This is a genomic window from Rhodospirillales bacterium, assembly GCA_020638175.1.
Lineage (GTDB): Bacteria > Pseudomonadota > Alphaproteobacteria > Micavibrionales > Micavibrionaceae > JACKJA01.
In genome coordinates this window covers 1,599,153-1,620,463 of record JACKJA010000002.1, presented here as the reverse complement: position 1 = coordinate 1,620,463, position 21,311 = coordinate 1,599,153, and the positions used below count along the sequence as shown (strand labels likewise).

Annotated in this window: 24 protein-coding genes and 1 tRNA gene; 18 read left to right on the top strand and 7 right to left on the bottom strand. The window is 53.3% G+C overall.

Going from position 1 to position 21,311, the window contains the following annotated elements; genetic code table 11:
* Nucleotides 1–40 precede the first annotated feature (40 nt).
* Both H6868_08045 and hemB read right to left on the bottom strand, forming a co-directional pair.
* Nucleotides 41–1,660 carry an EAL domain-containing protein gene (locus H6868_08045; protein ID MCB9989262.1) on the bottom strand — a complete coding sequence of 540 codons (1,620 nt, stop codon included), beginning with the start codon at nt 1,658–1,660 and terminating at the stop codon, nt 41–43.
* A 460-nt stretch (nt 1,661–2,120) separates the two neighbouring features.
* Nucleotides 2,121–3,161 carry a porphobilinogen synthase gene (gene hemB / locus H6868_08040; GenBank protein MCB9989261.1) on the bottom strand — a complete coding sequence of 347 codons (1,041 nt, stop codon included), beginning with the start codon at nt 3,159–3,161 and terminating at the stop codon, nt 2,121–2,123.
* Nucleotides 3,162–3,405: 244 nt separating this feature from the next.
* Between hemB and H6868_08035 the strand changes: the two genes are divergently transcribed.
* From H6868_08035 to H6868_08000, 8 genes are all read left to right on the top strand, one after another.
* On the top strand, nt 3,406–3,879 hold the full coding sequence (locus tag H6868_08035; protein ID MCB9989260.1) for a winged helix-turn-helix transcriptional regulator: 474 nt from the start codon (nt 3,406–3,408) through the stop codon (nt 3,877–3,879).
* 34 nt (nt 3,880–3,913) lie between these two features.
* On the top strand, nt 3,914–4,114 hold the full coding sequence (locus H6868_08030) for a hypothetical protein (GenBank protein MCB9989259.1): 201 nt from the start codon (nt 3,914–3,916) through the stop codon (nt 4,112–4,114).
* A 50-nt stretch (nt 4,115–4,164) separates the two neighbouring features.
* Nucleotides 4,165–4,617, top strand: a complete 453-nt coding sequence (gene rpiB, locus H6868_08025) for a ribose 5-phosphate isomerase B (protein ID MCB9989258.1) — start codon at nt 4,165–4,167, stop codon at nt 4,615–4,617.
* Between the two features lie 57 nt (nt 4,618–4,674).
* Entirely contained in the window at nt 4,675–5,955 is a 1,281-nt protein-coding gene (locus tag H6868_08020; protein ID MCB9989257.1) for a serine hydroxymethyltransferase, read from the top strand.
* A gap of 20 nt (nt 5,956–5,975) precedes the next feature.
* On the top strand, nt 5,976–6,452 hold the full coding sequence (gene nrdR, locus H6868_08015; GenBank protein MCB9989256.1) for a transcriptional repressor NrdR: 477 nt from the start codon (nt 5,976–5,978) through the stop codon (nt 6,450–6,452).
* Nucleotides 6,453–6,807: 355 nt separating this feature from the next.
* On the top strand, nt 6,808–7,299 hold the full coding sequence (locus tag H6868_08010; GenBank protein ID MCB9989255.1) for a transcription antitermination protein NusB: 492 nt from the start codon (nt 6,808–6,810) through the stop codon (nt 7,297–7,299).
* Nucleotides 7,300–7,543: 244 nt separating this feature from the next.
* Nucleotides 7,544–8,041, top strand: coding sequence for a flagellar basal body-associated FliL family protein (locus tag H6868_08005; GenBank protein ID MCB9989254.1), 498 nt, complete (start codon nt 7,544–7,546; stop codon nt 8,039–8,041).
* Nucleotides 8,042–8,252: 211 nt separating this feature from the next.
* A complete protein-coding gene (locus tag H6868_08000) occupies nt 8,253–10,349 on the top strand; it encodes a sodium-translocating pyrophosphatase (GenBank protein MCB9989253.1) in 2,097 nt (698 codons plus the stop codon).
* A 92-nt stretch (nt 10,350–10,441) separates the two neighbouring features.
* Here H6868_08000 and H6868_07995 read toward each other — a convergent pair whose 3' ends face one another.
* A complete protein-coding gene (locus tag H6868_07995) occupies nt 10,442–10,876 on the bottom strand; it encodes an outer membrane protein assembly factor BamE (GenBank protein MCB9989252.1) in 435 nt (144 codons plus the stop codon).
* A 60-nt stretch (nt 10,877–10,936) separates the two neighbouring features.
* Between H6868_07995 and H6868_07990 the strand changes: the two genes are divergently transcribed.
* The 8 genes from H6868_07990 (at nt 10,937) to H6868_07955 (ending at nt 15,638) form a co-directional block, all read left to right on the top strand.
* The gene (locus H6868_07990) at nt 10,937–11,524 is read left to right on the top strand and encodes a ubiquinol-cytochrome C chaperone (protein MCB9989251.1); all 588 of its coding nucleotides are present in this window, start codon (nt 10,937–10,939) and stop codon (nt 11,522–11,524) included.
* A complete protein-coding gene (locus tag H6868_07985) occupies nt 11,475–12,071 on the top strand; it encodes a hypothetical protein (GenBank protein ID MCB9989250.1) in 597 nt (198 codons plus the stop codon). Before H6868_07990 ends, H6868_07985 begins: the two co-directional genes overlap by 50 nt.
* A gap of 80 nt (nt 12,072–12,151) precedes the next feature.
* A complete protein-coding gene (locus H6868_07980; GenBank protein MCB9989249.1) occupies nt 12,152–12,331 on the top strand; it encodes a 50S ribosomal protein L32 in 180 nt (59 codons plus the stop codon).
* Nucleotides 12,332–12,432: 101 nt separating this feature from the next.
* Nucleotides 12,433–13,509, top strand: a complete 1,077-nt coding sequence (plsX, locus tag H6868_07975; protein MCB9989248.1) for a phosphate acyltransferase PlsX — start codon at nt 12,433–12,435, stop codon at nt 13,507–13,509.
* Nucleotides 13,506–14,480 (top strand): ketoacyl-ACP synthase III, encoded by a 975-nt coding sequence (locus H6868_07970; GenBank protein ID MCB9989247.1) that lies wholly within the window; start codon nt 13,506–13,508, stop codon nt 14,478–14,480. Before plsX ends, H6868_07970 begins: the two co-directional genes overlap by 4 nt.
* 145 nt (nt 14,481–14,625) lie before the next feature.
* On the top strand, nt 14,626–14,925 hold the full coding sequence (locus H6868_07965) for an integration host factor subunit alpha (protein ID MCB9989246.1): 300 nt from the start codon (nt 14,626–14,628) through the stop codon (nt 14,923–14,925).
* 90 nt (nt 14,926–15,015) lie between these two features.
* Nucleotides 15,016–15,492, top strand: a complete 477-nt coding sequence (locus H6868_07960) for a MerR family transcriptional regulator (GenBank protein ID MCB9989245.1) — start codon at nt 15,016–15,018, stop codon at nt 15,490–15,492.
* A gap of 69 nt (nt 15,493–15,561) precedes the next feature.
* A tRNA-Pro gene (locus H6868_07955) sits at nt 15,562–15,638 on the top strand.
* Between the two features lie 19 nt (nt 15,639–15,657).
* On the opposite strand, the gene H6868_07950 is transcribed toward H6868_07955, so the two are convergent.
* The gene (locus H6868_07950; protein ID MCB9989244.1) at nt 15,658–16,503 is read right to left on the bottom strand and encodes an FkbM family methyltransferase; all 846 of its coding nucleotides are present in this window, start codon (nt 16,501–16,503) and stop codon (nt 15,658–15,660) included.
* A 99-nt stretch (nt 16,504–16,602) separates the two neighbouring features.
* Nucleotides 16,603–18,753 (bottom strand): tail fiber domain-containing protein, encoded by a 2,151-nt coding sequence (locus H6868_07945; protein MCB9989243.1) that lies wholly within the window; start codon nt 18,751–18,753, stop codon nt 16,603–16,605.
* 149 nt (nt 18,754–18,902) lie between these two features.
* Between H6868_07945 and pip the strand changes: the two genes are divergently transcribed.
* Together pip and H6868_07935 are read left to right on the top strand one after the other, a co-directional pair.
* Nucleotides 18,903–19,859 (top strand): prolyl aminopeptidase, encoded by a 957-nt coding sequence (gene pip / locus H6868_07940; protein MCB9989242.1) that lies wholly within the window; start codon nt 18,903–18,905, stop codon nt 19,857–19,859.
* Nucleotides 19,856–20,176: a divalent-cation tolerance protein CutA gene (locus H6868_07935; protein ID MCB9989241.1), complete on the top strand. Its 321-nt coding sequence runs from the start codon at nt 19,856–19,858 to the stop codon at nt 20,174–20,176. Before pip ends, H6868_07935 begins: the two co-directional genes overlap by 4 nt.
* Here the strand turns inward: H6868_07935 and H6868_07930 are convergent.
* Both H6868_07930 and H6868_07925 read right to left on the bottom strand, forming a co-directional pair.
* Nucleotides 20,173–20,955, bottom strand: coding sequence for a hypothetical protein (locus tag H6868_07930; protein ID MCB9989240.1), 783 nt, complete (start codon nt 20,953–20,955; stop codon nt 20,173–20,175). The two genes, H6868_07935 and H6868_07930, sit on opposite strands and share 4 nt — an antisense overlap.
* A complete protein-coding gene (locus H6868_07925; protein ID MCB9989239.1) occupies nt 20,955–21,263 on the bottom strand; it encodes a hypothetical protein in 309 nt (102 codons plus the stop codon). The genes H6868_07930 and H6868_07925 overlap by 1 nt, the downstream gene beginning before the upstream one ends.
* Nucleotides 21,264–21,311 lie beyond the last annotated feature (48 nt).

The following is a 21,311-nucleotide window of genomic DNA, read 5'->3' as shown; positions in this document are numbered from 1 at the left end:
ATCAAGGCGTAAGCCGATTATTTTTGAAAGCAGCTGGGGGTTATTTGGCGGGGACCGTGAATTTCAGGTTTTCTTTGTCATAGGATGGCCACGGACCCGGTTTTCCAAACAAAAAGCCTTGGCCGAAGGGGATGTCCATATTACGCAGGCAGATGGCTTGTTCCTCGGTTTCAATGCGTTCGGCGACGACGCCGATTTCCAGATCTTTGCACATTTTGTTCAGGTTTTTTATCATGATCCTGTCTTTTTCCGAGGTCAGGAGTTTTTGTGTGTAAAGACCGTCGATTTTGACGAAATCGACATCAAGCTTGTTTAAATACTGGAACGATGCGGCTCCGGCGCCGAAATCATCAAGGCAGACGGCAAAACCCTTTTTCCGAAAGGCGCCGATGAAGCTGTTGACCATCTCCAGTTCGGTGATCGTCGTTGATTCCGTAATTTCAAAAATCATGCGGTCGGCCAACGCTTTGTTCAGGGTAAGTTTGGCCATTAACGTTTTGAAGAACTGTTCGTTCTGGATTGACTGGCCGGAGAGATTTATGGCGTATTTTGTACGGCTTCCTGCGGCTTTGTAGAGAAGATAATTGATAACCCGTTCGCAAACGGCGATATCCAGATCAGCGGCCATCCCGACATCTTCGCTGAAAATTACCCATTCCTGGGTCGAGCTTTCCCCGCGAAAGCGGGTGAGAACCTCGTAGTGCGCCAGTTCGTAGTCTTTCAGGGAGACGATCGGCTGAAAATGCAGTTCGAAATTCAGCTGCTCGATCATGCTTTTCATTTGCTGCATTTTCTGGGCATTGGCGCCGACATAGGCTTTGAAGCTGGAATTCAGGTTGTCTATGGACAAATCAGCGCCTTTGCGCTCGAATTCGTTGATAGTGTAGATCAGGGCTTTGGTCGTTTCCCGTTCGCTGAGTGTCTGCAGATCAGCCGTGACGGTTTTGCTCTGGATATCGAATCCTTCGCCGTCGGGATCCTTGTCTTTGGCGAGTTCTTCGACCCGTGAGCGCAGGGTTTCGGAATCGATGGTTTTATCATGGATAATGCTGTAGCGGCCCTGCGCAATTTCAGCGACCGTATCCCCGCCCAGAGAGTGACCGGCCAGAAATTCGGTCAGGGCGTCGGTGAACTGGTCCCACAGCTCTTCCCCCAGCCGGGTTTTGGCTTGCTGGACGGCTGGGATGTCAAGCAATGTCATGTCGACTTCGTCGCCGACAGAACGCGCCATATCCAGCGCACCCTGAGCGGATTCGAGGAAGCTGTTTTTATCAAGGAGAATGGGAGACTCTTCTGGAACTGTTTGTGTACGCACGATAACGGGAACGAAGTCTTCTTTCGTTTTCGTCAGCCCGAAATCATAGGTTTTTTCCTCTTTGGGACGGGTTTTTTCAAAGTCCCCGGATTTATTTTCTTTTAGCGGTTTTGTGGGGTCAAATTCACCGGCTTTGTTTTCTTCCAGCGGTTTTGTGGAATCGAATTCGCCGGGCTCCTCATCTTTGATAGCGCTGGTTTTTGTTAATGCGTCGCTGTCAGGATCGTTTATCGGGCGGGTTTGGTCGAATTCACCCGGTTCATTGTCCTCGATTTTTTGTGTGCGCTCAAACTCGCCGGGGGGCGGTTGTTCGACCGGGGCTTTGCCTGTGGCGAGGTCACGCATAATAAGGCTGGTGAAGCCAATCGTCAGGTAAAGGCGGTCGCTATCGGGCATTTTGATAGCGGTTACAATGGCCTGTTTTCCGTTGCCGGCCTTTTCCGCCAAATTCATGAGAAAGGGGCCGTATCTTTTGCCGGGGATGGCTTTTTCCTGAACGGCGTGGAGGGTTTTGTGATCGTCGTCACGGAACAGCATCAGCCAGTCCTGACCGGGCAGCGAATCGTGGTCGATTCCCGTCAGACTTTTGGCCGCCCCCAGAGCATAGGCGACTTTCATGTCTTCGCCGATTTCCAGCAAAAGATCCGCTGATGCAAACGAAAACGCCAGAAAGCGATCTCTTTGCCGTTTTATATCTTCCGATGCCATAAACCCCCACAAGCAGAAGGCCGGGCCGTTCTGGCCCGTTACCATTATTATCATGGCAGCGGAGGATTACAAATTACTTAATGAAACGAGAGGATTATCAGCCGTTTTCCAGAAGCCGTGCGGCATCCGGGGCGGCATAGGTCAGAATACCGTCGGCGCCCGCACGTTTAAACGCCAGCAGCATCTCCATAACGGCTTTATCGTAATCCAGCGCTCCGGCAGCCGCGGCATGCTTGAGCATGGCGTATTCGCCGCTGACGTTGTAGACAAAGGTGGGCATCTGGAATTCGGCTTTGACGCGCGTCAGGATGTCCAGATAAGGCAGGCCCGGCTTGACCATGACCATATCGGCGCCTTCCTCGATATCAATGGCGACTTCACGCAGGGCTTCTTCGGCGTTGGCCGGGTCCATCTGGTAGGTGGCGCGGTCCTTGCGGGCATGCGGGTAAGCGCCGAGAGAGCAGCCCGCGGCATCCCGGAACGGGCCGTAAAAGGATGATGCGAATTTGGCGGCATAAGACAAAATGGCCGTATCGGTGTGGCCTTCGCGGTCCAGACCTTCGCGAATGGCGCCGACCATGCCGTCCATCATGCCCGATGGCGCGACGATATCGGCCCCGGCGGCGGCGGCGCAGGCCGCTTGCATCGCCAGATTTTCAAGCGTGGCGTCATTATCGACATCGCCGTGAGCGTTCAGGGGACCGCAATGACCGTGATCGGTGTATTCGCAAAAACACAAATCCGCCATGATGACGATTTCCGGGCAGGCTTCACGGGCGCGGCTTACCATGCGGTCGAGCAGGCCGCCCTTGCGCCAGCTATCGCTGCCTTCGCCGTCTTTATGGTGGGAGATGCCGAACAGCATGATCGACTTAATGCCGGAATTCCAGGCTTGCTTGACGGCCGGGCCGATGGTGCGCTCGGTTTCCCGGTAAATGCCGGGCAGGGAGCCGATCGGGGTGCGTTCGTCCAGCTCTTCCTCGACAAACATCGGGAAAACCAGATCGTTGACGGTCAGGTGCGTTTCCCGGAGCATGTCCCGCATGGCATCGCTTTTGCGCAGACGGCGCATGCGCGCGAAGGGCGAAAATTCAAGTGACGGGGCGGACTTGGCCTTGATCTGTTTGAGAGCGCTCATAGCGGGGACTATTCCTGTTTTATTGGTGTATCTTTGTTTTTGGTTAGTGGAAAAAAACGGCTTTGTAAATCTTTGCTGATAAAAAACGTCAAATTTCCGGCTTTTGCCTGTGGTTTTTTGATTTATGATTTTGTCTTATGTGGCGAATGTAGTATGATAAAGCTGTTATCCTGATCGTCCGGTAACATCTCGTTAATACACATCATGCAACAATATCCCGTTAGGCTTTTCAATCAAGGGAGCAATAAAAGTGGCAACAACACCGTATTATGACGCAATTCAGCTTATCGAGCGTCTGCACCGTTATTTTCTGGACGTGGTCAAGGTTGAGCTGGACCGTAAAGGGATTCAGGATATCAACAACGTGCAGAGCATGATCCTGCACAATATCGGCGATGATGAATTGACGGTCGGGGAATTAACGATTCGTGGCTATTATCTGGGCTCTAACGTTTCCTATAATGTTAAAAAAATGGTTGAAAACGGTTATCTGGAGCAGGCACGCTCTGTGCATGACAAGCGGTCGATCCGTGTGAAGCTTTCGACCAAGGGGAAGGAGTTGCACGCGATTATTACCGAGATGTTCAAGCGCCATGAAGGGCAGCTTTCCGGTACGGTCTTGACGGACGATCGTTTGAAGAACCTGAACGAAACTATGCAGATGATGGAGAAATTCTGGGCCAGCCAGACCAACTTTTCCGGTTTGTCTTCTCTGTAGGATATTTTTCGCCGTTTTTTAAAAAAGCTTTCCCATGTCCGATTTACCTTTACGCGACCGCGAAGTTATTCTCGAATATTTTCCGGTGCCGCCTTATATGCGGGTGACGGCTATGGATACGGCAACCTTGACCGAGATTTCCATTCAGGGGCCGGTCAATGCCGCCCGTCCGGTTCTGGAGCGCAATGCTCTCAAGCGCCTTGAATATGTCCTGAAAAAGAAAGGATTGATTTAGGGGGCGTCTCGCTACTATATATAGGGCTCGCTATAGTGGATCAATACAGGATGGAGCCCGTGCCGGATTTCAAAACAATAGCTTTAGGATGCGATCACGGTGGTTTTTCGTTGAAGGAAACCATCAAGGACACGCTGACCGGACGGTATGAAATTGTTGATCTGGGGACCCATTCCGAAGAGTCCGTGAATTATGTCGATTATGGCTCAGCCGTAGCGGAATCAATCCGTGACGGCAAGGCCGATGCCGGGATTGTTATTTGCGGTACCGGGATCGGGATTTCGATTGCTGCCAACCGTTATGCGGCGGTGCGGGCGGCGCTGTGCACGAACGCAACCATGGCGCGGCTGACGCGGGAGCATAATAACGCCAATGTGCTGGCGCTGGGCGCGCGGATTACGGGCGTAGCGGTGGCGCTGGACTGTGTTGAGGCTTTCCTGTCGACGGATTACGAAGGGGGCCGGCATGAGGCACGAGTTGAAAAACTCTGTAAAGGGATTTGATTTTAAAGGAAAAGGTGTGAAGCGATGTCATCAAACGTACAGAAAATGGATAACAGAATGAGCGAACGATTTTTTACCGAGGAACTGGCCAGCCGTGACCCGGATTTGCACAAAGCGATCCGCGACGAGTTGAAGCGTCAGCAAACCCAGATTGAGCTGATTGCCAGTGAAAACATCGTTTCCAAGGCTGTTCTGGAAGCGCAAGGCTCGGTTTTGACCAACAAATATGCCGAAGGTTATCCGCACAAGCGCTATTACGGCGGCTGTGAATACGTGGATGTGGCCGAAGATCTGGCGCGGGAACGGGCCAAGGCGCTGTTTGGCTGTGAGTATGTTAATGTGCAGCCGCATTCCGGTTCGCAGGCTAACCAGGGCGTTCTGCTGGCGCTGATCCAGCCCGGCGATACGATTTTGGGCATGTCTTTGGCGGCTGGCGGGCATTTGACGCATGGCGCGGCGCCGAATGAGTCCGGCAAATGGTTTAATGCCGTACAGTACGGTGTGCGCGAAGAAGATGCGCTGATTGATTATGATGAAGTGGCGCGGCTGGCGGACGAGCACAAGCCGAAACTGATTATTGCCGGGGCTTCTGCCTATCCGCGCGTAATCGACTGGAAACGCTTCCGCGAGATTGCCGACAGTGTCGGGGCTTACCTGATGGTCGATATGGCCCATTATGCCGGGCTGATTGCCGGTGGGGCGTATCCCAGCCCTGTGCCGCATGCGCATGTGAGCACGACCACGACGCATAAAACCCTGCGCGGGCCGCGGGGCGGGCTGATCCTGACCAATGACGAAGCGATTGCGAAAAAGCTGAATTCGGCGATTTTCCCCGGTCTGCAGGGCGGTCCGCTGATGCATGTGGTTGCGGCCAAGGCTGTGTGCTTTGGCGAAGCGCTGAAGCCGGAGTTTAAAAATTATGCGCAGGCGATTGTCGATAATGCCCAGGTTCTGGCCGAAACGCTGATTGCAGGCGGGCTGGATATTGTTTCCGGCGGGACGGACTCCCATATTGTTCTTGTGGATCTGCGGCCCAAGGGGCTGACCGGGAACATCACGGAAGTGGCGCTGGAAAATGCCGGTATGACCTGTAACAAGAATGCCGTGCCGTTTGATCCGGAAAAGCCGTTTGTGACCAGCGGTGTTCGTCTGGGTACGCCGGCGGCGACGACCCGTGGCTTTGGCACTGAAGAGTTTCGGCAGGTCGGGGAAATGATGGTGCAGGTTCTCGACGGCTTGGCGGCCAATGGGCCGGAAGGTAATGGCGCCGTTGAGCAGGCCGTACGGGCGAAGGTCGAAGAAATGTGTGCCCGGTTCCCGGTTTATCAAGGGCTGTAGAGGGATATAAGGAGTAAATTATGCGCTGTCCCTTTTGTGGATATGAAGACAGTCAGGTGAAAGATTCTCGCCCCGCGGAGGATGGGGCGAGCATTCGCCGTCGCCGGTCTTGTCCTAAATGTGAGGCGCGTTTTACAACGTTTGAACGGGTGCAGCTCCGTGAAATCACGGTCATCAAGGCCGGGAACAAACGTCAGCCCTTTGACCGCGACAAGATGCTTAAATCCATGCAGATTGCCCTGCGCAAGCGTCCGGTTGAGCTGGAAGAGATTGAAAAGGCGGCCAATGCCATCGTGCGGCAACTGGAAAAAGCCGGCGATGCCGAAGTGCCCTCGACCCATATCGGTGAGCTGGTCATGCATGCGCTGGCCCAGATCGATACGGTTGGTTATATCCGCTATGCCTCGGTTTACCGGGATTTCCGTCATCCCGAAGATTTTGATTCCTTCCTGCAAGAAGTGCGGGAGTTGCCTCATAGCAAACAGGCGGCTGAATAGGCGCTGTTTTTTTATCCCGAATGATCCCCGGAGTTTCAACAGGTTTATCCACAAGCCGGTGACATGAATCATTTTGTTTTCATGGGGAATGATGATGATATTTTTGGCGGTTCATGCTGCATCATAGATAGTTCTTTTGATCTTGTTATCGCATCAAATTGAACCTGAAGTGATACTTTCATGCGTTATACATGGTTTATCCACAGCGATATGCTTTCACGTGATCCCGTTCATTTTCGGTTCGCTATTATGTAGAGTGCAGGAAGTTGATGCATCCCTTGCCAATTCATGATAGAGATATCCACAAGCTACCGGGGCGGTTGGATAATTTATAGAAGAGTGTAAAATAAAAACTATGACGGCAAATGCACAAAGCAAGAAAAAGACAGGTTCGGCCAAGGCCCGGCGATCAGCGGCACGGCTTGCGGCGACGCAGGCGGTTTACCAGCAGCTGAATAACGACCAGACCGTCGATGACGTAATTAATGAATATCTCTCTTATCGTTTGGGGTTGCCTGTCGACGGACAGGAGATGGTTACGCCGGACCGGACGCTGTTTACGGCCATTGTGCGGGGCACGCATGATCGCAAGGATGATCTGACCGGCATTATTTTGCCGCTTGTCCATAAAAGCGCAGAGGAGGAGGGCAGCAAGAGCCACGACCTTGATTCCCTGCTGATGGCGATTTTGCTCTGTGGCGGGTTTGAGCTGATGGCTCATCACGATATTGATGTGCCGGTTATTATTTCTGATTACCTTCATGTTACCCACGCGTTTTACGAGCAAGGTGAGTCGCGTCTGGTGAATGCCGTTCTGGATAAAATCGGGACTTCGTTACGTTCGTAATGACCTGCTTCATGACTGTTCAAAACGGGGGATAACCTGGGGGATCTAGCGGGGGTATATTCTATTAGTGTTTTGAATCAGTTTATTTTTCTTTTGTTTTTATCTTTGATCCTTTTTTGAACCTGAAACGCATTTGCGCCTAATTTATCTAAAATACAACATGAATATAACCTAATATTAAAAAAGTTCTGCCAGAATAGAATAGGTTGGGGACGCAAGATTATTTTAGGGTTCAGGTTTTTTTATGAAATTACTCGTTATAGGAATGGTCGCTCTTTTAGTGCTCGGCGGTGTTGGCGCCGGGGCCTATTTTTACTTTGGCGGTAAAAAGGCCGAAGCCTCGATCGGTGAAACGGAAGAGCATCAGGCCGCCAAAGAAGCGCACGGTGACGGAGAGCAGGGTGAAGGCCACGATGAAGGCCGCTTTAAGTATGTCGAACTTGATCCCCTGATCTTGCCGATCATTAACAGTAACGGCGTTTCCCAGAATTTAAGTCTGGTGATTGTTATCGAAGTTGAAAGCGCGCGGGCGCAAAAGAAAGTCGAGGACTACCAACCCCGCCTCAAGGATGCTTATATCCAGGAACTTTACGGTGTTTTAAACCGTCAGGCCGCGATGGAAGGCGGTGTCTTGCAGATACAATCCATTAAAGCGCGCTTGCGTGACATCAGCCGCCGCGTTGTTGGGGAAGATGAAGTGAACGATGTGTTGCTACAGGTTGTCCAGCAGCGTCCTCTTTAAAAAAACGCCTCTTTGAAAATTGTACTGAAAGCCCGCGTTGCCGGGCTTTTTGTTTGCAGGGGCGTATTTTTTTATAAAAAAACAGAGGATAACTCCTTGCGTCCCTTCGCATAATTATGCACTTTCAATCATCATGCTGCTGTCGATCCGGTTAACCTGTTCTTTTTGAACCGGATTGCGGAGCCAACAATAAACACTAAGAGGCATAAAAATGATTGAAGTCTACTTTATGGCGATCTGCGCCGGTATGGCGGCCCTTCTATATGGCGCCTATCTGGCGCGCAAGGTTATGGCCTGCAGCCCGGGGAATGAGCGTATGCAGGAAATTGCCGGGGCTATTCAGGAGGGCGCTGCTGCTTACCTGAACCGTCAATATACGACAATTGGTCTGGTCGGCGTTGCCGTCGCGGCCCTGTTGTTCTTTTTGCTCGGCGGGCACGTTGCCGCCGGTTTTGTGATCGGTGCGGTTTTATCCGGGATTGCCGGGTATATCGGTATGAACGTATCGGTGCGCGCCAATGTGCGGACGACGCAAGCCGCCACCGAAAGTTTAGGGAGCGCGCTGGCTGTCTCCTTTAACTCCGGGGTTGTTACCGGTCTTCTGGTGGTCGGGCTTGGTATTCTGGGCGTGACAATTTATTACATGACCCTCGATACCATGGGCATGGGCCTGCGCACGATGCTCGAAGGTCTGGTTGCTTTGGGCTTTGGCGCGTCGCTTATCTCTATCTTCGCCCGTCTTGGCGGTGGTATCTTCACCAAGGGTGCCGATGTTGGCGCTGATCTGGTGGGGAAGGTCGAAGCCGGCATACCGGAAGATGACCCGCGTAACCCGGCCGTGATTGCCGATAACGTCGGTGATAATGTCGGGGACTGTGCCGGGATGGCTGCGGACTTGTTCGAAACCTATGTTGTGACTGTGGTTGCTACGATGCTGATTGCCTACAGTGTGTTTGCACCGGAGGTTCAAAGTATCATGATGCTGTTGCCGTTGATGATCGGGGCGCTTTGTATTATTGCGTCGATCATGGGAACGGTCTTTGTGAAGCTTAACAGCGGGTCAACCAACATCATGTGGGCGCTGTACAAGGGGCTTATCGCGACGGCGCTGTTCGCCGGTATCTTTATTGCTCTGATGCTGGCCAACATGGGGGTTTACCATGAAATCCCGATGGCGGATGGTACGATCATTAACGGCGTCAAGCTGTTTTGGTGTGTGCTGACGGGGCTGGGCGTAACCGGCCTGATTGTCTGGATTACCGAATACTATACGGGTACGGAACACCGTCCGGTCCGGATTGTCGCCAAGGCGTCAGAATCGGGTCATGCGACGAATGTGATCCAGGGGCTGGCTATCTCTATGGAAGCGACGGTCCTGCCGGTGATTGTGATTTGTGCGGGTATCTTTATCGCTTACTCACAGGCGGGCCTGTACGGGATCGCGATTTCCGCGACGGCGATGTTGTCGCTGGCCGGGATGGTTGTGGCTCTGGATGCTTACGGTCCGGTAACGGATAATGCCGGCGGGATTGCCGAAATGGCGGAACTGCCGGAGAATGTCCGGAACACGACCGATGCGCTGGATGCCGTAGGGAACACGACCAAGGCTGTGACCAAGGGTTATGCGATCGGCTCTGCCGGTCTGGCGGCTCTGGTGCTGTTCGCTGCTTATACGGAGGAAATCAAACACTATCTGCCGGACCTGCCGGACATGGCGTTTTCCTTGCAGAACCCGTATGTGGTGATCGGTCTGTTCATTGGTGGCTTGCTGCCGTACTTCTTTGGCTCTTTGTCGATGCTGGCTGTGGGCCGGGCGGCAGAAAGTGTCATTATCGAAGTGCGTCGTCAGTTCCGTGAGATCAAAGGCATCATGGAAGGCAAAGCCAAGCCGGAATATGGCCGGGCGGTTGACCTTTTGACCAAGGCGGCGATCAAGGAAATGATTGTTCCGTCGCTGTTGCCTGTGTTGGCGCCGATTGTCCTGTTCACCGTTATGTACTATCTGGGGGGGATCGTTGCGGCGTTCCAGTCTCTGGGGGCGATGCTGATGGGGACGATCGTGACGGGGCTGTTTGTCGCGATCTCCATGACGTCCGGCGGTGGTGCCTGGGACAATGCCAAGAAATTTATCGAAGACGGTAATTTCGGCGGCAAAGGGTCCGAAGCTCACAAAGCGGCTGTTACCGGCGATACTGTCGGCGACCCGTACAAGGACACATCCGGTCCGGCCGTGAACCCGCTAATCAAGATCACGAATATTGTCGCGATCTTGCTGGTGGCGATCGTAGCCAAGTTTGTTGTGGGCTAACGCCGGATCATAAAAACACAAAAAGAAAGCCCCGCCATTTGTGCGGGGCTTTTGTTATGGGGAAGAAACACGATGTGGAGCGGTGTCCGTTCTTACCTTTGTTTGTTAAATCGCCCAACATTGCCGAAGAATTGCTGAACGGCGGTGACCTCGTTGCCGGTGGTCGGCGTTTTTTCCCGTTCATAGGGCAAATCGAGACGATTGTTATCAAGCTCTTCTATGCTTGCCAGTGTGCCTTCCTGATCAAAGGTGGCCATAACGATACGCTCTTTTTGAATATCTTCATCAAGGATGCCGCGTTTTTGGGTTTCCTGACCGATGTAATACCAGACATTTTCATCAAACGGCGCTTTGGTCGTCGGCGAGCCGAGTTTGCGCAGGACGTCCGAGCGTGTGTCAATGCCGGGCTTGACTTCGGCCAAGCGGAAATCCTCGACTATATTGCCGCGGATGTGATTGGTCGGTGTGCAGGCGCTCCCCAAAAGGGACAAAGAAACAGCGCAGGCGATCAGGTTTAATTTTTTCATGGTGATATTTTTGAACCGTGTTATATCCATTTCAGTATTCGAGGGGTAAGAATGGTACACATGCTGGGATTTTTCAAGACGCAATCAAAACGTAACGAGAGAGCTGCACAATTATATGCAGCTTTGGTGGTGCAGGCGCGTCAACCGGTTTTCTACCGGGATTATGCTGTGCCGGACACGGTGCAGGGCCGGTTCGAGATGGTCGTTCTGCATGGTTTTCTGGTCTGGAATCGTTTGCTGGATGAGGGCGCGGCCGGGGCGGCCCTGTCCCAGAATCTGTTTAATGTCATGTTTCGTGATCTGGAGGCGGCCTTGCGGGAAATGGGGGTCGGCGACATGGGTGTGCCCCGCAGGATGAAGCGCATGATGCGGTCCTACAAGGGCCGTTCCATGGTTTATCGGGATGCTTTGAACGGTGTGGGCGATGACGATTTGCCGGACGTTCTGATACGGACGGTTTATCAGGGGCGGGATCCCGGAAAAGCGGTTTTGGCGGCTATGACCGATTATATGCGCCGGAATGTAAATGCTTTGAAAAATGCCGGCACACAGGATATTTTGTCGGGAATTGTCGAATTTGTAACGATGAGTGAAAAAAATGACGAAGAAAATGCAAGCGATTACGCCGGAATGGTCGCATCTGTTTGATGTTGAGGATGTTGCCGCGGTGCCGGTGACATTGACAATAACGGCGGACGAACAGCAATGCCGCGATCTGGCCCGGCGGCTGGGGGTGGAAGCCGTTCAGAGCGCGGCGGCGACGGTGACATTGCAACGCCAAAACGGCAATATCATTCATGTGAAAGGCGATTTGACGGCGCAGGTCATCCAGAACTGCGTTGTTACGCTGGAGCCCTTTGAAGAACAAATAGAAGAAGACGTCGAGGGCTGGTATCTGGATGAAGAGCAGGCTGTTTCCCTGGCCAAGGTGCGTCATGAACGCCAAAGCCGGGGCGGCGAAGTGGAAGTACCGATTCTCGACGAGCGCGATGATCCAGAGCCTGTCGTTGACGGCATGATTGATCTGGGGGAACTGGCTACGCAATGCATGTCGCTGGCGATTAACCCGTTTCCGCATGCGCCGGGGGTTATGTATGAGCTGGGCGACGATCGCGAAAGCCCGGTAGAGCCGCCGCGTCAGCCCAACCCGTTTGCGGCGCTAAAGGAATGGAAGAAAAATAAAGAGGAAAACTGATTTTTCCTTGCTTCGTCCGGGAAAATCCGCTATCAGGTGTCCCTCGGATAATTATAACGACGAAATCAGGAATTTGAAAAATGGCTGTTCCGAAGAGAAAAACAACGAAATCAAAACGCAATATGCGCCGGGCGCACGATGCGTTGGGCACTGTGAACTGGGTTGAAGACCAGCACACGGGCGAGCCGAAGCGCCGCCACCATATCGACCTGAAAACCGGCATGTACAAAGGCCGTCAGGTTCTGACCGAGCGCGACTAGTCAGATCGCGCCATAAAAAATCAAAGGGTTCCGCGTTTCCGATTTTTGAGATATCGTAACGCGGAATTTTTGATTCTTGCGCCCATAAATACGGCAATGTGATGTCTAAACCACAAATAATGGCACTGGATGCGATGGGGGGCGATTTCGGCCCTGCTGTTGTCGTTCCTGCGGCGGCTCTGGCGGTGAAAAAGCTGGGCGCTAACGTGCACTTCCTGTTTTATGGCGATGAAAATGAAATTAATCGCTTTCTGGGCAAGTATCCTCGTTTAAAGGCTCTTTCGACTATTCACCATACGGACAAGAAGATTTCCAGCGCGGATAAACCGTCGGCGGCTGTGCGGGCCAGCAAGGATACCTCCATGCGGCTGGCGATTGAGGCGGTGAAGGACGGGCAAGCCCAGAGCGTCGTGTCTGCCGGGAATACTGGGGCGTTGATGGCGCTGTCCAAGATGATTTTAAAATGTCTGCCGGGGATTGACCGGCCGGCAATTGCCAGTGTTTTGCCCACAGAAGGCCGCGATACCGTGATGCTCGATCTGGGGGCTAATCTGGTCTGTGATGAAGAGATGCTGGTGCAGTTTGCGGTTTTGGGGGCTGTTTATGCACGGGCTGTTAGCGGGATTGAACGGCCGAGCGTCGGGCTTTTGAATATCGGGACCGAAGATATGAAGGGCCATGATGAAATCCGGGCGGCGGCGGGAATCCTCTCGGGGATTGATTTTCCGGGTTCTTATCACGGCTTTGTCGAAGGCAACGATATTGCCAAGGGAACGGTTGATGTCGTCGTTACGGACGGGTTTACCGGCAATGTAGCGTTGAAGGTCGCGGAAGGGGTCGGTAGCCTGACGCGGCATTTCCTGCGCGATGCTTTTAAATCCTCACCGCTGGCGATGCTGGGGGCTATGCTTGCATCTGGCGCTCTGAAACGTATGAAAAAGCGGGTCGATCCCCGTTTTTATAACGGCGGGATGTTTTTGGGACTGGACGGGATTTGCGTGAAAAGTCACGGCGGCATGGATGAATACGGGTTTTACCGCGCGATCCGGGTGGCTTACAACCTGGTGGAGCAAGGCTATAACAAACGGGTCGCCACGGAAATTTCTCATGTGATGGAACAGGAAACCGAGATTAGCGCCCGAACGGAAGAAAAAGAAACAGCAGAGGATAATGCATGATTCGGACCGTAATAGCATCGTGCGGCGGTTATCTGCCCGAAAAAACCATGACCAATGCCGATCTGGAAAAGATCGTCGATACGTCGGATGAATGGATTGTTCAGCGTTCCGGGATTCGGGAGCGTCATATTGCGGCGGCGGATGAGGCGACGTCCGACATGGCGGCAGCCGCGGCCCGCGTAGCCCTGAAAAATGGCGGGTACGGGCCGGCGGATATCGACGGCATTATCGTGGCGACGACGACGCCGGATAAAACCTTTCCATCTGTTGCCGTGCATGTGCAGGCGACTCTCGGCATTGGGCCGTGCGTGGCCTTTGATGTGCAGGCGGTCTGTTCCGGTTTTGTGTATGCTCTGAGCATAGCTGATATGTTTGTTAAAACCGGGCAGGCCCGGCGAATTCTGGTGATTGGCGCCGAGAAAATGTCTGCGGTTTTGAACTGGGAAGACCGTACGACCTGTGTTTTGTTCGGGGACGGAGCCGGGGCCGTGGTGGTGGAGGCCGACGAGAGCGGTCAGGGCACTGTCGAAGATCGCGGCGTTTTGTCCTCACATCTTTATGCCAATGGTGTGCAGAAAGGTCTGCTTTATACCAATGGCGGACCGTCTACGACCGGGGAGGCCGGCCATATCGTGATGGAGGGCCGCGAAGTGTTCAAGAACGCCGTGCAATACATGGCGGATATTGTCAGTGAAGTGCTGGAAGAAAACGGTATCAGTGACAGCGATATCGACTGGTTGGTGCCGCATCAGGCCAATATCCGCATTATCGAGGCCACAGCCAAGAAGCTGCATATGAGTATGGATCAGGTTGTGGTGACTGTCGATCGGCATGGTAATACGTCGGCGGCGTCGATTCCTCTGGCGTTGGCCGATGCCGTGGAAAGCGGAAAGATCAAGCGCGGCGATTTGCTGTTGCTGGAAGCGCTGGGTGCGGGCCTGACATGGGGCGCGGCTCTGGTGCGGTTTTAGGGGCGCACAAAACACCTGAAATTAACAATATTCTGTTACCCTTTGAACTCTTAACATTTTTTTGCATTTGTTTGTTGCTGGAAAGTTGACAGACGCAAAAGCAAACGGGTATGGTTTGAGTCATTCATAAATACATGAGGAAAGTATGTCTGGACGTACGATTACAAGAGCCGATCTGGCCGAAGCCGTCTATGAAGAAGTCGGTTTGTCACGCAACGAGTCGGCGGACCTAGTGGAAGCCGTCATTAACGAGATCTCCGAGGCTTTGATCGCCGGGGATAACGTTAAGATCTCGTCATTTGGCAGTTTTTCCATCAGGGAAAAAGGGGAGCGGGTTGGCCGTAACCCGAAAACCGGTGTGGAAGTGCCGATCAAACCGCGCAAGGTTCTGGTTTTCCGGGCGTCTCACGTCATGAAAGACCGGATCAACGGCAGCGAAGGCTGATTATCGGATCCATTTTGAAAACAACATCAATACAATAGGTGGGGACTTATCGTTATGAACGCATTACAACCGCAATCCGCTCAGTTTGACATGGAAGAGCAGGAGGCTGACAGGCCGGATAACAGCCGTTCGCGCAAAGCTGCGGGGGCGTTCCGTACGATTAGCGAAGTGGCTGATATCCTCGATGTTCAGCAGCATGTCCTGCGCTTTTGGGAAACCAAATTCACGCAAGTCAAGCCGCTCAAGCGCGGCGGCGGGCGTCGTTACTACCGGCCTGAAGACGTGACGCTTCTCGAGAAAATCCATCACCTTCTGTACACGGAAGGCTATACCATCAAGGGCGTTCAGAAATTGCTCAAGGAACAGGGGAAAGCCCAGCTCTTGAAAACCGAAACAACCCCGAAGCCCGGTGTCGCTGTGGCGAATGAAACGGGCGGTTTGGCGGCCGCGCCGCAACCTGCTGTATCCGGCGCGCAAAGCAATCTGAGCGGCAAGCAAAAACGTTTGTTACAGGGCTTGCTTGAGGATCTGCAGGACATTCGCAGCGCTCTGGGCGATCGTTCATAAAAATCCGGGAGGACGGGGCCGTTTTAAGGTTTGCGTCGCCGGGTAAAATCAGATAAACATTCCCGCAGTCGGAGCGTGGCGCAGCCTGGTAGCGCACTTGCATGGGGTGCAAGGGGTCGCAGGTTCAAATCCTGTCGCTCCGACCATTTTTCAAAAATCGTTATATTATCTGGCGAGGTAATAGCAATCGCCGGACTGCGCCCGCAGCGCGAAACCTTGCTTTTCCAGCTTTCGAACCATCATGTCCGGCGTGTCCGGACGGCCTGTTAATTTGGGCTTGTGGAGTTCGATCATGATCTGGTCGCAGCGTTCCATAACCGCGGCTTCGTGGTCAATCAGGTCGATTTCCGCACCTTCGATATCGGCGATCAGGGAGAAGTGGTCGGCCAGAAGACCCTTCACGATATTGGTAAGCGATTGTATGGGGACGTTGATGATTTGGTCACGGTTTGTGCGCTTGGTATGGGATGACAGGCCCGAAGAGAGGTTGTTGCGCATTAAAAATTCGGCGGTTTGGTCATTATCGGCTGTTTGGCCGATGGCGGCATTTATGAAAGCGATTCTGACGTCGGGCCGGTTATTTGTGGCGCGTCCCATGTTTTTTTGTAGGGCCGGGAAGGAAAGCGGATTTGGTTCCACGCACATAATGCGGCCGGTTTTTGCCAGTTTTTCTTCGCAGGCGATGCGGCTGATAACGCCAATGTTCGATCCCAGGTCAATGATGGTGTCGGCGGTTTTAAAATGATCGCGGAGCAGACGGGTTTCATGCCGTTCATAGGTGCCACGATAAATCCCTATAAAATCGTCCCAGTGCATGTTTTTGGGAATGGTAAATCTGTAGCCATCCGGGGTCGTTCCATTTTGGAGAACACCCGTGTTTATAAGGGATTGTACGGCTGTCTTGACAAAAGGGCGTGCCAGCATTTTTAGCGGTTTCATAGCCGGGTGTTGAAGCATGAATGCTAGCTTGCTTTCAGATATATCTGCCATCTGCGCTGTATTATCGGTCATAGCCGGTGTTCTTTCGCCCTTTGTTGAAGAGGGGGGAAAGTACCACAAGATTTTCCGTTATGTCAAACTTTTCGCTGGCCCGGCGTGCCTGTTGGCCGATCAAGGTTGTGCGGCTTTGAGCGCTTCGATTTCGGCCCGCAGGGCTTCGATTTCAGCTTGTTGTTCCTTGATGGCGGCAACCAGCGGCGCAATCATCCCGACATAGTTCAGGCTTTGGGTTTTTTGCTCGTCGTTCTCGACCTTGACCAGTTCCGGGTAAATTTCCCGGACGTCCTGAGCGATGAACCCGAATTCGGTCCGGGCGTCGGGGTCGTCTTTCATGGTAAAGGAGACAGGCTCCAGCGCCATGATTTTGGCAAGTTGCGGTGAAAGCAGGGCGATATTGTCTTTCAAGCGGCGGTCGGATACGTCGACAATGACACCGGTATAGTTGATATCGCCGACAACATCCAGTGCGGCGGACGGGGCCGTATCGCCGATCCCGACATAGCCGTTGCTGGAGACATAGAACAGGTCACCGTCGTTGGCATCGTCGCTGCTAATCATAAAGGCGGGCTGGGATGTCGAGCCGCTGAGCGATACTTCCAGCCATGAGTCCGGCGTGGCGTCGCCAATACCCGTATTTCCACGGGTGGGACCTAACAGTACATAGCCATTGGCATTGCCGCTGGAGCCTGATCCGGGGTTCAGGGTTATACTGGCCCCTGTGGCGCTGGAGCCGCTGTTACCGGCGGTCAATGTTAGTGCGCCGCCTGTACCGCTGGTGGCGCCGCCGTTTCCCGTTGTGATGCTAATACTTCCGCCTGGGCTTGTGTTAAATCCACCATTATTGGTTTTGATTGTCATTGAACCGGGAGTTCCTACGCCACCATGGGTGCCGCCTGCACTGAGAGTGACTTGTCCACTGGTTACAGAGCCTGAACCACTCAGGGTGAGATAAGAACGTGTAGCACTTGCGGAATATCCTCCACCCACTGTATTTCCGCCGCCATAAATTGTTGTTGTGCCGGTTGGTGTAGATGCCGCATCACCAGCGGCCATCGTTAGGTTTCCACCCTGAGTCCCGCCAAGCGTCTCATTTTCTCCGGCTTGAATAGTAATGTTTCCGCCCCTTGCTCCAGAAGCCATTGGGCGTCCGGCACGAATGGTCATGCTACCGCCGCTGCCTGTGCCTCCGCCATCTCCGGCGCTCATATAGACATTGCTTCCGGTGCCGTTGCTGGCGGCGTAGCCTGCGCCGCCAATGATGCGGGTAACTTCACTGGCGTTCGGGGTGGTGGCATTACCATCCGCGCCGACGACATGCAGGGAGGCGGTCGGATCGGTCAGGCCGATGCCAACCATCGGGTCACTGCCGGAGTTATAGTAGATATCGTTGCCCGCCCCGGTTACCCATTTGGAGCCGCCGGCGCTGGTCGCGATTGTTTTCCAGCTGAGGCCGTCGCACAGGTCAAACTGTGTGTTGCCGCTGTCATAGCGAATCGCCCCGGCGATCGTGCCGTCACAGGTCGCCGCGTCATAATCGACCTTTACCGCTCCGGCAACGTCGAGAAGGGTGGTTGGCGTGTCAACGCCAACGCCAATTGAACCACCCGCTTTGACGGTGAATAGATGGTTTGCACCGCTATCCTGGACGGTGAAAGCTTCGGTGGCGTCCGTATTGCCCTCGGCCCATACAGCGACATCCGCGTTCTTTACATCAGGATCGTAAATATTCGGAATGTGCCCCAACGCCATACCATAAGAACCTTGCCTGTTTATCACAATATTCGCAGTCGAATCCGTGATTGAAACCCCCCGCAAACTAAATATGTTGTTTCCACTCGACCCTCTGTACTCCATTTTGAAACCCTCAGGAAACCCATCGTTCCGACTGTATAGACGTAATGCGGCGCTTCCTGGGACCCCACCATTACCACCGCTGAGGATCATGCTGGTAGCTGTGGCGTTTGCCGTGTTGGAATAAACGAATTGATTGTTGCTTTCATCGAAAAACAGTTGACTGCTGGCGGCGAGTGATCCGCTGCTGTTGAACTGGATTTCGCGGTCCGCACCGGCGGGATTGGATGTTCCGCCTTCGCCCCAGCCGATCCAGCTGGTGCCGTCGCAATATTTGAAAACCTGTTCGGAGGCGCTGAAATACTCGATTCGTCCGGCCGGGGCGGCGGGACTGGCGCAGTCAGCTTTTGCCTGTTGTGAATGGGCGGTCAGCGCCAGAAATAGGGCGCCGGACAGCAATATCCGTCTCATAGTCACTTTCCCCTGCAAATACATGTATCTCCTATCTATTGTTACCAGATACATCTCAAGAAGTCGTTAACGGGCTGTTAGTTTTCCGCAGCTTTGTTTTTTCCCTAAGACGGGTGTTGAGGGGAAAAATAATGTGCTAGATTAAGGGTATGTACCCATCTATCGATCCTTATAAAACCGAAATGCTGCCCGTTGGCGACGGGCATGTTCTCTATGTCGAGCAATGCGGAAATCCGGCCGGAATTCCGGCTGTTTTTATCCATGGCGGGCCGGGCGGCGGATCGCACCCGGATATGCGGCGGTTTTTCGACCCGGAACGCTACCGGATTGTTGTGTACGACCAGCGCGCTTGCGGCCAAAGCACGCCGTTTGGCACGGTTGAGAATGTAACGCCCGATATTCTTGTTGACGATCTGGACAGGATCCGGGCGCATCTGGGGGGGGATCAATGGGTGATTGCCGCCAGTTCATGGGGGTCGGCATTGTCCCTGAAATACGCCATTAAATATCCGGAACGGGTGCGGGGGATGACGATATCGGGCGTTTTCTTCATGGATCGGCGCGGCGTGGAGTGGTTTACGGAGGAAGGCGGAGCCAGCAATATCCGGCCGGAATGGTTCGGGGCTTACCGTGACCTGATTCCGCCGGATAAACGTAAGGGTGGCCTGACGGAGGCTTATTGCGACCTTATGGAGACCGGTGCGGATGAGGAAATCCGCGAGGCCGCGCGGCGGTTCGATGCATGGGATACATCCATTTTGTACTTCGAGCCGAATCTTGAGCGGATTTCTGAAGTGGAAGCCGGCCTTGAAAAATCCATACCGCTGACGAAAAACTTTTTCTATTTCGTGCGTCATTACTACCGGGATGAAAACAGGGCGCAGATTCTCGATGGCGTTAAAAATCTAGGGCATATACCCTGTTTTATTGTTCACGGGCGTTATGACCTGATTTGCCCGGTGAAAAATGCCTTTGACCTGCATGAAGTTTATCCGGGGAGCACGCTGTTTGTCATGGACAAGACCGGTCATACGGCGCGCGATCCGAATATTGCGAACAAGATGGCCGAGATTACCGACAAACTGGCGGAGGATTTTTCAAAATGAGTGCTGTTCTGGTTTATATCACTGTGCCGACGGCGGAGGAGGGCGAGCGGATCACCCGTTTGCTGCTGGAGCGGCGTCTGGTTGCCTGCGTTAACATGATGGCGCCCCACAAATCAATGTATTGGTGGCAAGGTAAAATCGATCAGGCGGAAGAGATTGTGATAATTGCCAAGACGCGGGCGGCGCTGTTTGATGATGTGAAGACCGCCGTTTGTGAAATGCATAGCTATGAGTGCCCGTGCATTGTGGCATTGCCGATTACGGACGGGCATGCGCCGTTTCTGACGTGGATCGAACAGGAAACCGGTGCGGATTAAGCCAATCCCGGTGTCGGCGCTGCCGGCGCGGCGGCCTGTATGGTCATGGTTTGCTCGACCGGTTCGTTTCGTTGTTCCAGACCGGTTTTCGCATTGATTCTTGTGATGTTGCCTGTGTCTAGTCCGGCCTGAGCCAGCAGATTACCGTTCCCCATGCTGTAGGCCGGATCGGTCAGGATATTGGCGGCCAGTTGCTCGGCGCCGGGAATTTCGGTTTCCGTACCCAGATAATCGGTTACGCCGCTCTCGGCATCCGTGCCCCGGTCGATTTTCTCCGGCGTCTGTGATTTTATGGCGCTTTCGGCCAGTTTTTGTTTGTCATCCAGTGTATGACCGCTGGCGGTATTATAGGCGACTTCGACATTTATGGTCGAGCGTGTCGGCCCCAGTTTGTCATCCGTGTGGTCGATAATCACGGTTTCCTGCCGCATCGTTACATCATTGCCGCTTTTGCGGTTCACTGAGTTGGCAACGTCTTTGCCCCCATCATTTTCATCAATGAATTCACCGATTTTATCGATATCATTAATCGGGATTTTTGTGAAATTCCGGTCATCTTTGTGCTCGTTTGCAAAACGGACGAAGGCCGTCCAGTCCCCATCAAATTTCTCGTCGGCGAGTTTTTCAAGGTTTTCGGCGATGGGCCGGGATAAGCTGTTCTCTTTCAGCTCCTGAATTTTATCGTTAATCTCTTCGTTGGTCAGGCCATTCAATTCATCCAGTTGACTGGTGAACGCACCGACTTTTATCCCCGGTTGCTGTGGTTTTCTGCCGCCCATTATGCGCCCTCCGTCAACATGGTGAACTTTAAAGGGTAAGGCGCGGCCAGAGTCCGGTCGCCTTTGACCTCGATCATGAAAATTTCGCGCGTATTATGCAGGGGGGCGCGCAGCGGTTCATGGACCGTCATACCCAAATCCTGCATTTCGCCGTCTTCGGTAACGAATTGCAGGGCGTGGAGAGAGGGGTCGTACTGAACATAGGAGTAATCGTGATCTAAAGCGCCTTGATGGAGCAGCATAACATTTCCGGTCTTTGTGACCAGAAGATCAATCTCCCGTTCCTGTGCCAAAGGCTTTAAATACAATGACAGCCCCTTTGTTCGTTCTTGTGCCTCATACCATTGCCACGCCAT

Excerpts from the sequence above, each read along its gene's own strand:
- plsX (MCB9989248.1), top strand. The coding sequence starts at position 12,433 with ATGTCTAAACCACAAATAATGGCACTGGATGCGATGGGGGGCGATTTC.
- H6868_07990 (MCB9989251.1), top strand. The coding sequence starts at position 10,937 with ATGCTGGGATTTTTCAAGACGCAATCAAAACGTAACGAGAGAGCTGCA.
- H6868_07985 (MCB9989250.1), top strand. The coding sequence starts at position 11,475 with ATGACGAAGAAAATGCAAGCGATTACGCCGGAATGGTCGCATCTGTTT.
- H6868_07965 (MCB9989246.1), top strand. The coding sequence starts at position 14,626 with ATGTCTGGACGTACGATTACAAGAGCCGATCTGGCCGAAGCCGTCTAT.
- H6868_08000 (MCB9989253.1), top strand. The coding sequence starts at position 8,253 with ATGATTGAAGTCTACTTTATGGCGATCTGCGCCGGTATGGCGGCCCTT.
- H6868_07935 (MCB9989241.1), top strand. The coding sequence starts at position 19,856 with ATGAGTGCTGTTCTGGTTTATATCACTGTGCCGACGGCGGAGGAGGGC.
- H6868_07995 (MCB9989252.1), bottom strand. The coding sequence starts at position 10,876 with ATGAAAAAATTAAACCTGATCGCCTGCGCTGTTTCTTTGTCCCTTTTG.
- H6868_07950 (MCB9989244.1), bottom strand. The coding sequence starts at position 16,503 with ATGACCGATAATACAGCGCAGATGGCAGATATATCTGAAAGCAAGCTA.
- nrdR (MCB9989256.1), top strand. The coding sequence starts at position 5,976 with ATGCGCTGTCCCTTTTGTGGATATGAAGACAGTCAGGTGAAAGATTCT.
- H6868_08010 (MCB9989255.1), top strand. The coding sequence starts at position 6,808 with ATGACGGCAAATGCACAAAGCAAGAAAAAGACAGGTTCGGCCAAGGCC.
- H6868_08005 (MCB9989254.1), top strand. The coding sequence starts at position 7,544 with ATGAAATTACTCGTTATAGGAATGGTCGCTCTTTTAGTGCTCGGCGGT.
- H6868_07970 (MCB9989247.1), top strand. The coding sequence starts at position 13,506 with ATGATTCGGACCGTAATAGCATCGTGCGGCGGTTATCTGCCCGAAAAA.
- H6868_08045 (MCB9989262.1), bottom strand. The coding sequence starts at position 1,660 with ATGCGTGACCTCGCCACAGGCAAAGCCCCGGTCGAACAACCGCCCCCC.
- pip (MCB9989242.1), top strand. The coding sequence starts at position 18,903 with ATGTACCCATCTATCGATCCTTATAAAACCGAAATGCTGCCCGTTGGC.
- H6868_08030 (MCB9989259.1), top strand. The coding sequence starts at position 3,914 with ATGTCCGATTTACCTTTACGCGACCGCGAAGTTATTCTCGAATATTTT.
- rpiB (MCB9989258.1), top strand. The coding sequence starts at position 4,165 with ATGGAGCCCGTGCCGGATTTCAAAACAATAGCTTTAGGATGCGATCAC.
- hemB (MCB9989261.1), bottom strand. The coding sequence starts at position 3,161 with ATGAGCGCTCTCAAACAGATCAAGGCCAAGTCCGCCCCGTCACTTGAA.
- H6868_07930 (MCB9989240.1), bottom strand. The coding sequence starts at position 20,955 with ATGGGCGGCAGAAAACCACAGCAACCGGGGATAAAAGTCGGTGCGTTC.
- H6868_07980 (MCB9989249.1), top strand. The coding sequence starts at position 12,152 with ATGGCTGTTCCGAAGAGAAAAACAACGAAATCAAAACGCAATATGCGC.
- H6868_07960 (MCB9989245.1), top strand. The coding sequence starts at position 15,016 with ATGGAAGAGCAGGAGGCTGACAGGCCGGATAACAGCCGTTCGCGCAAA.
- H6868_07945 (MCB9989243.1), bottom strand. The coding sequence starts at position 18,753 with ATGAGACGGATATTGCTGTCCGGCGCCCTATTTCTGGCGCTGACCGCC.
- H6868_08020 (MCB9989257.1), top strand. The coding sequence starts at position 4,675 with ATGAGCGAACGATTTTTTACCGAGGAACTGGCCAGCCGTGACCCGGAT.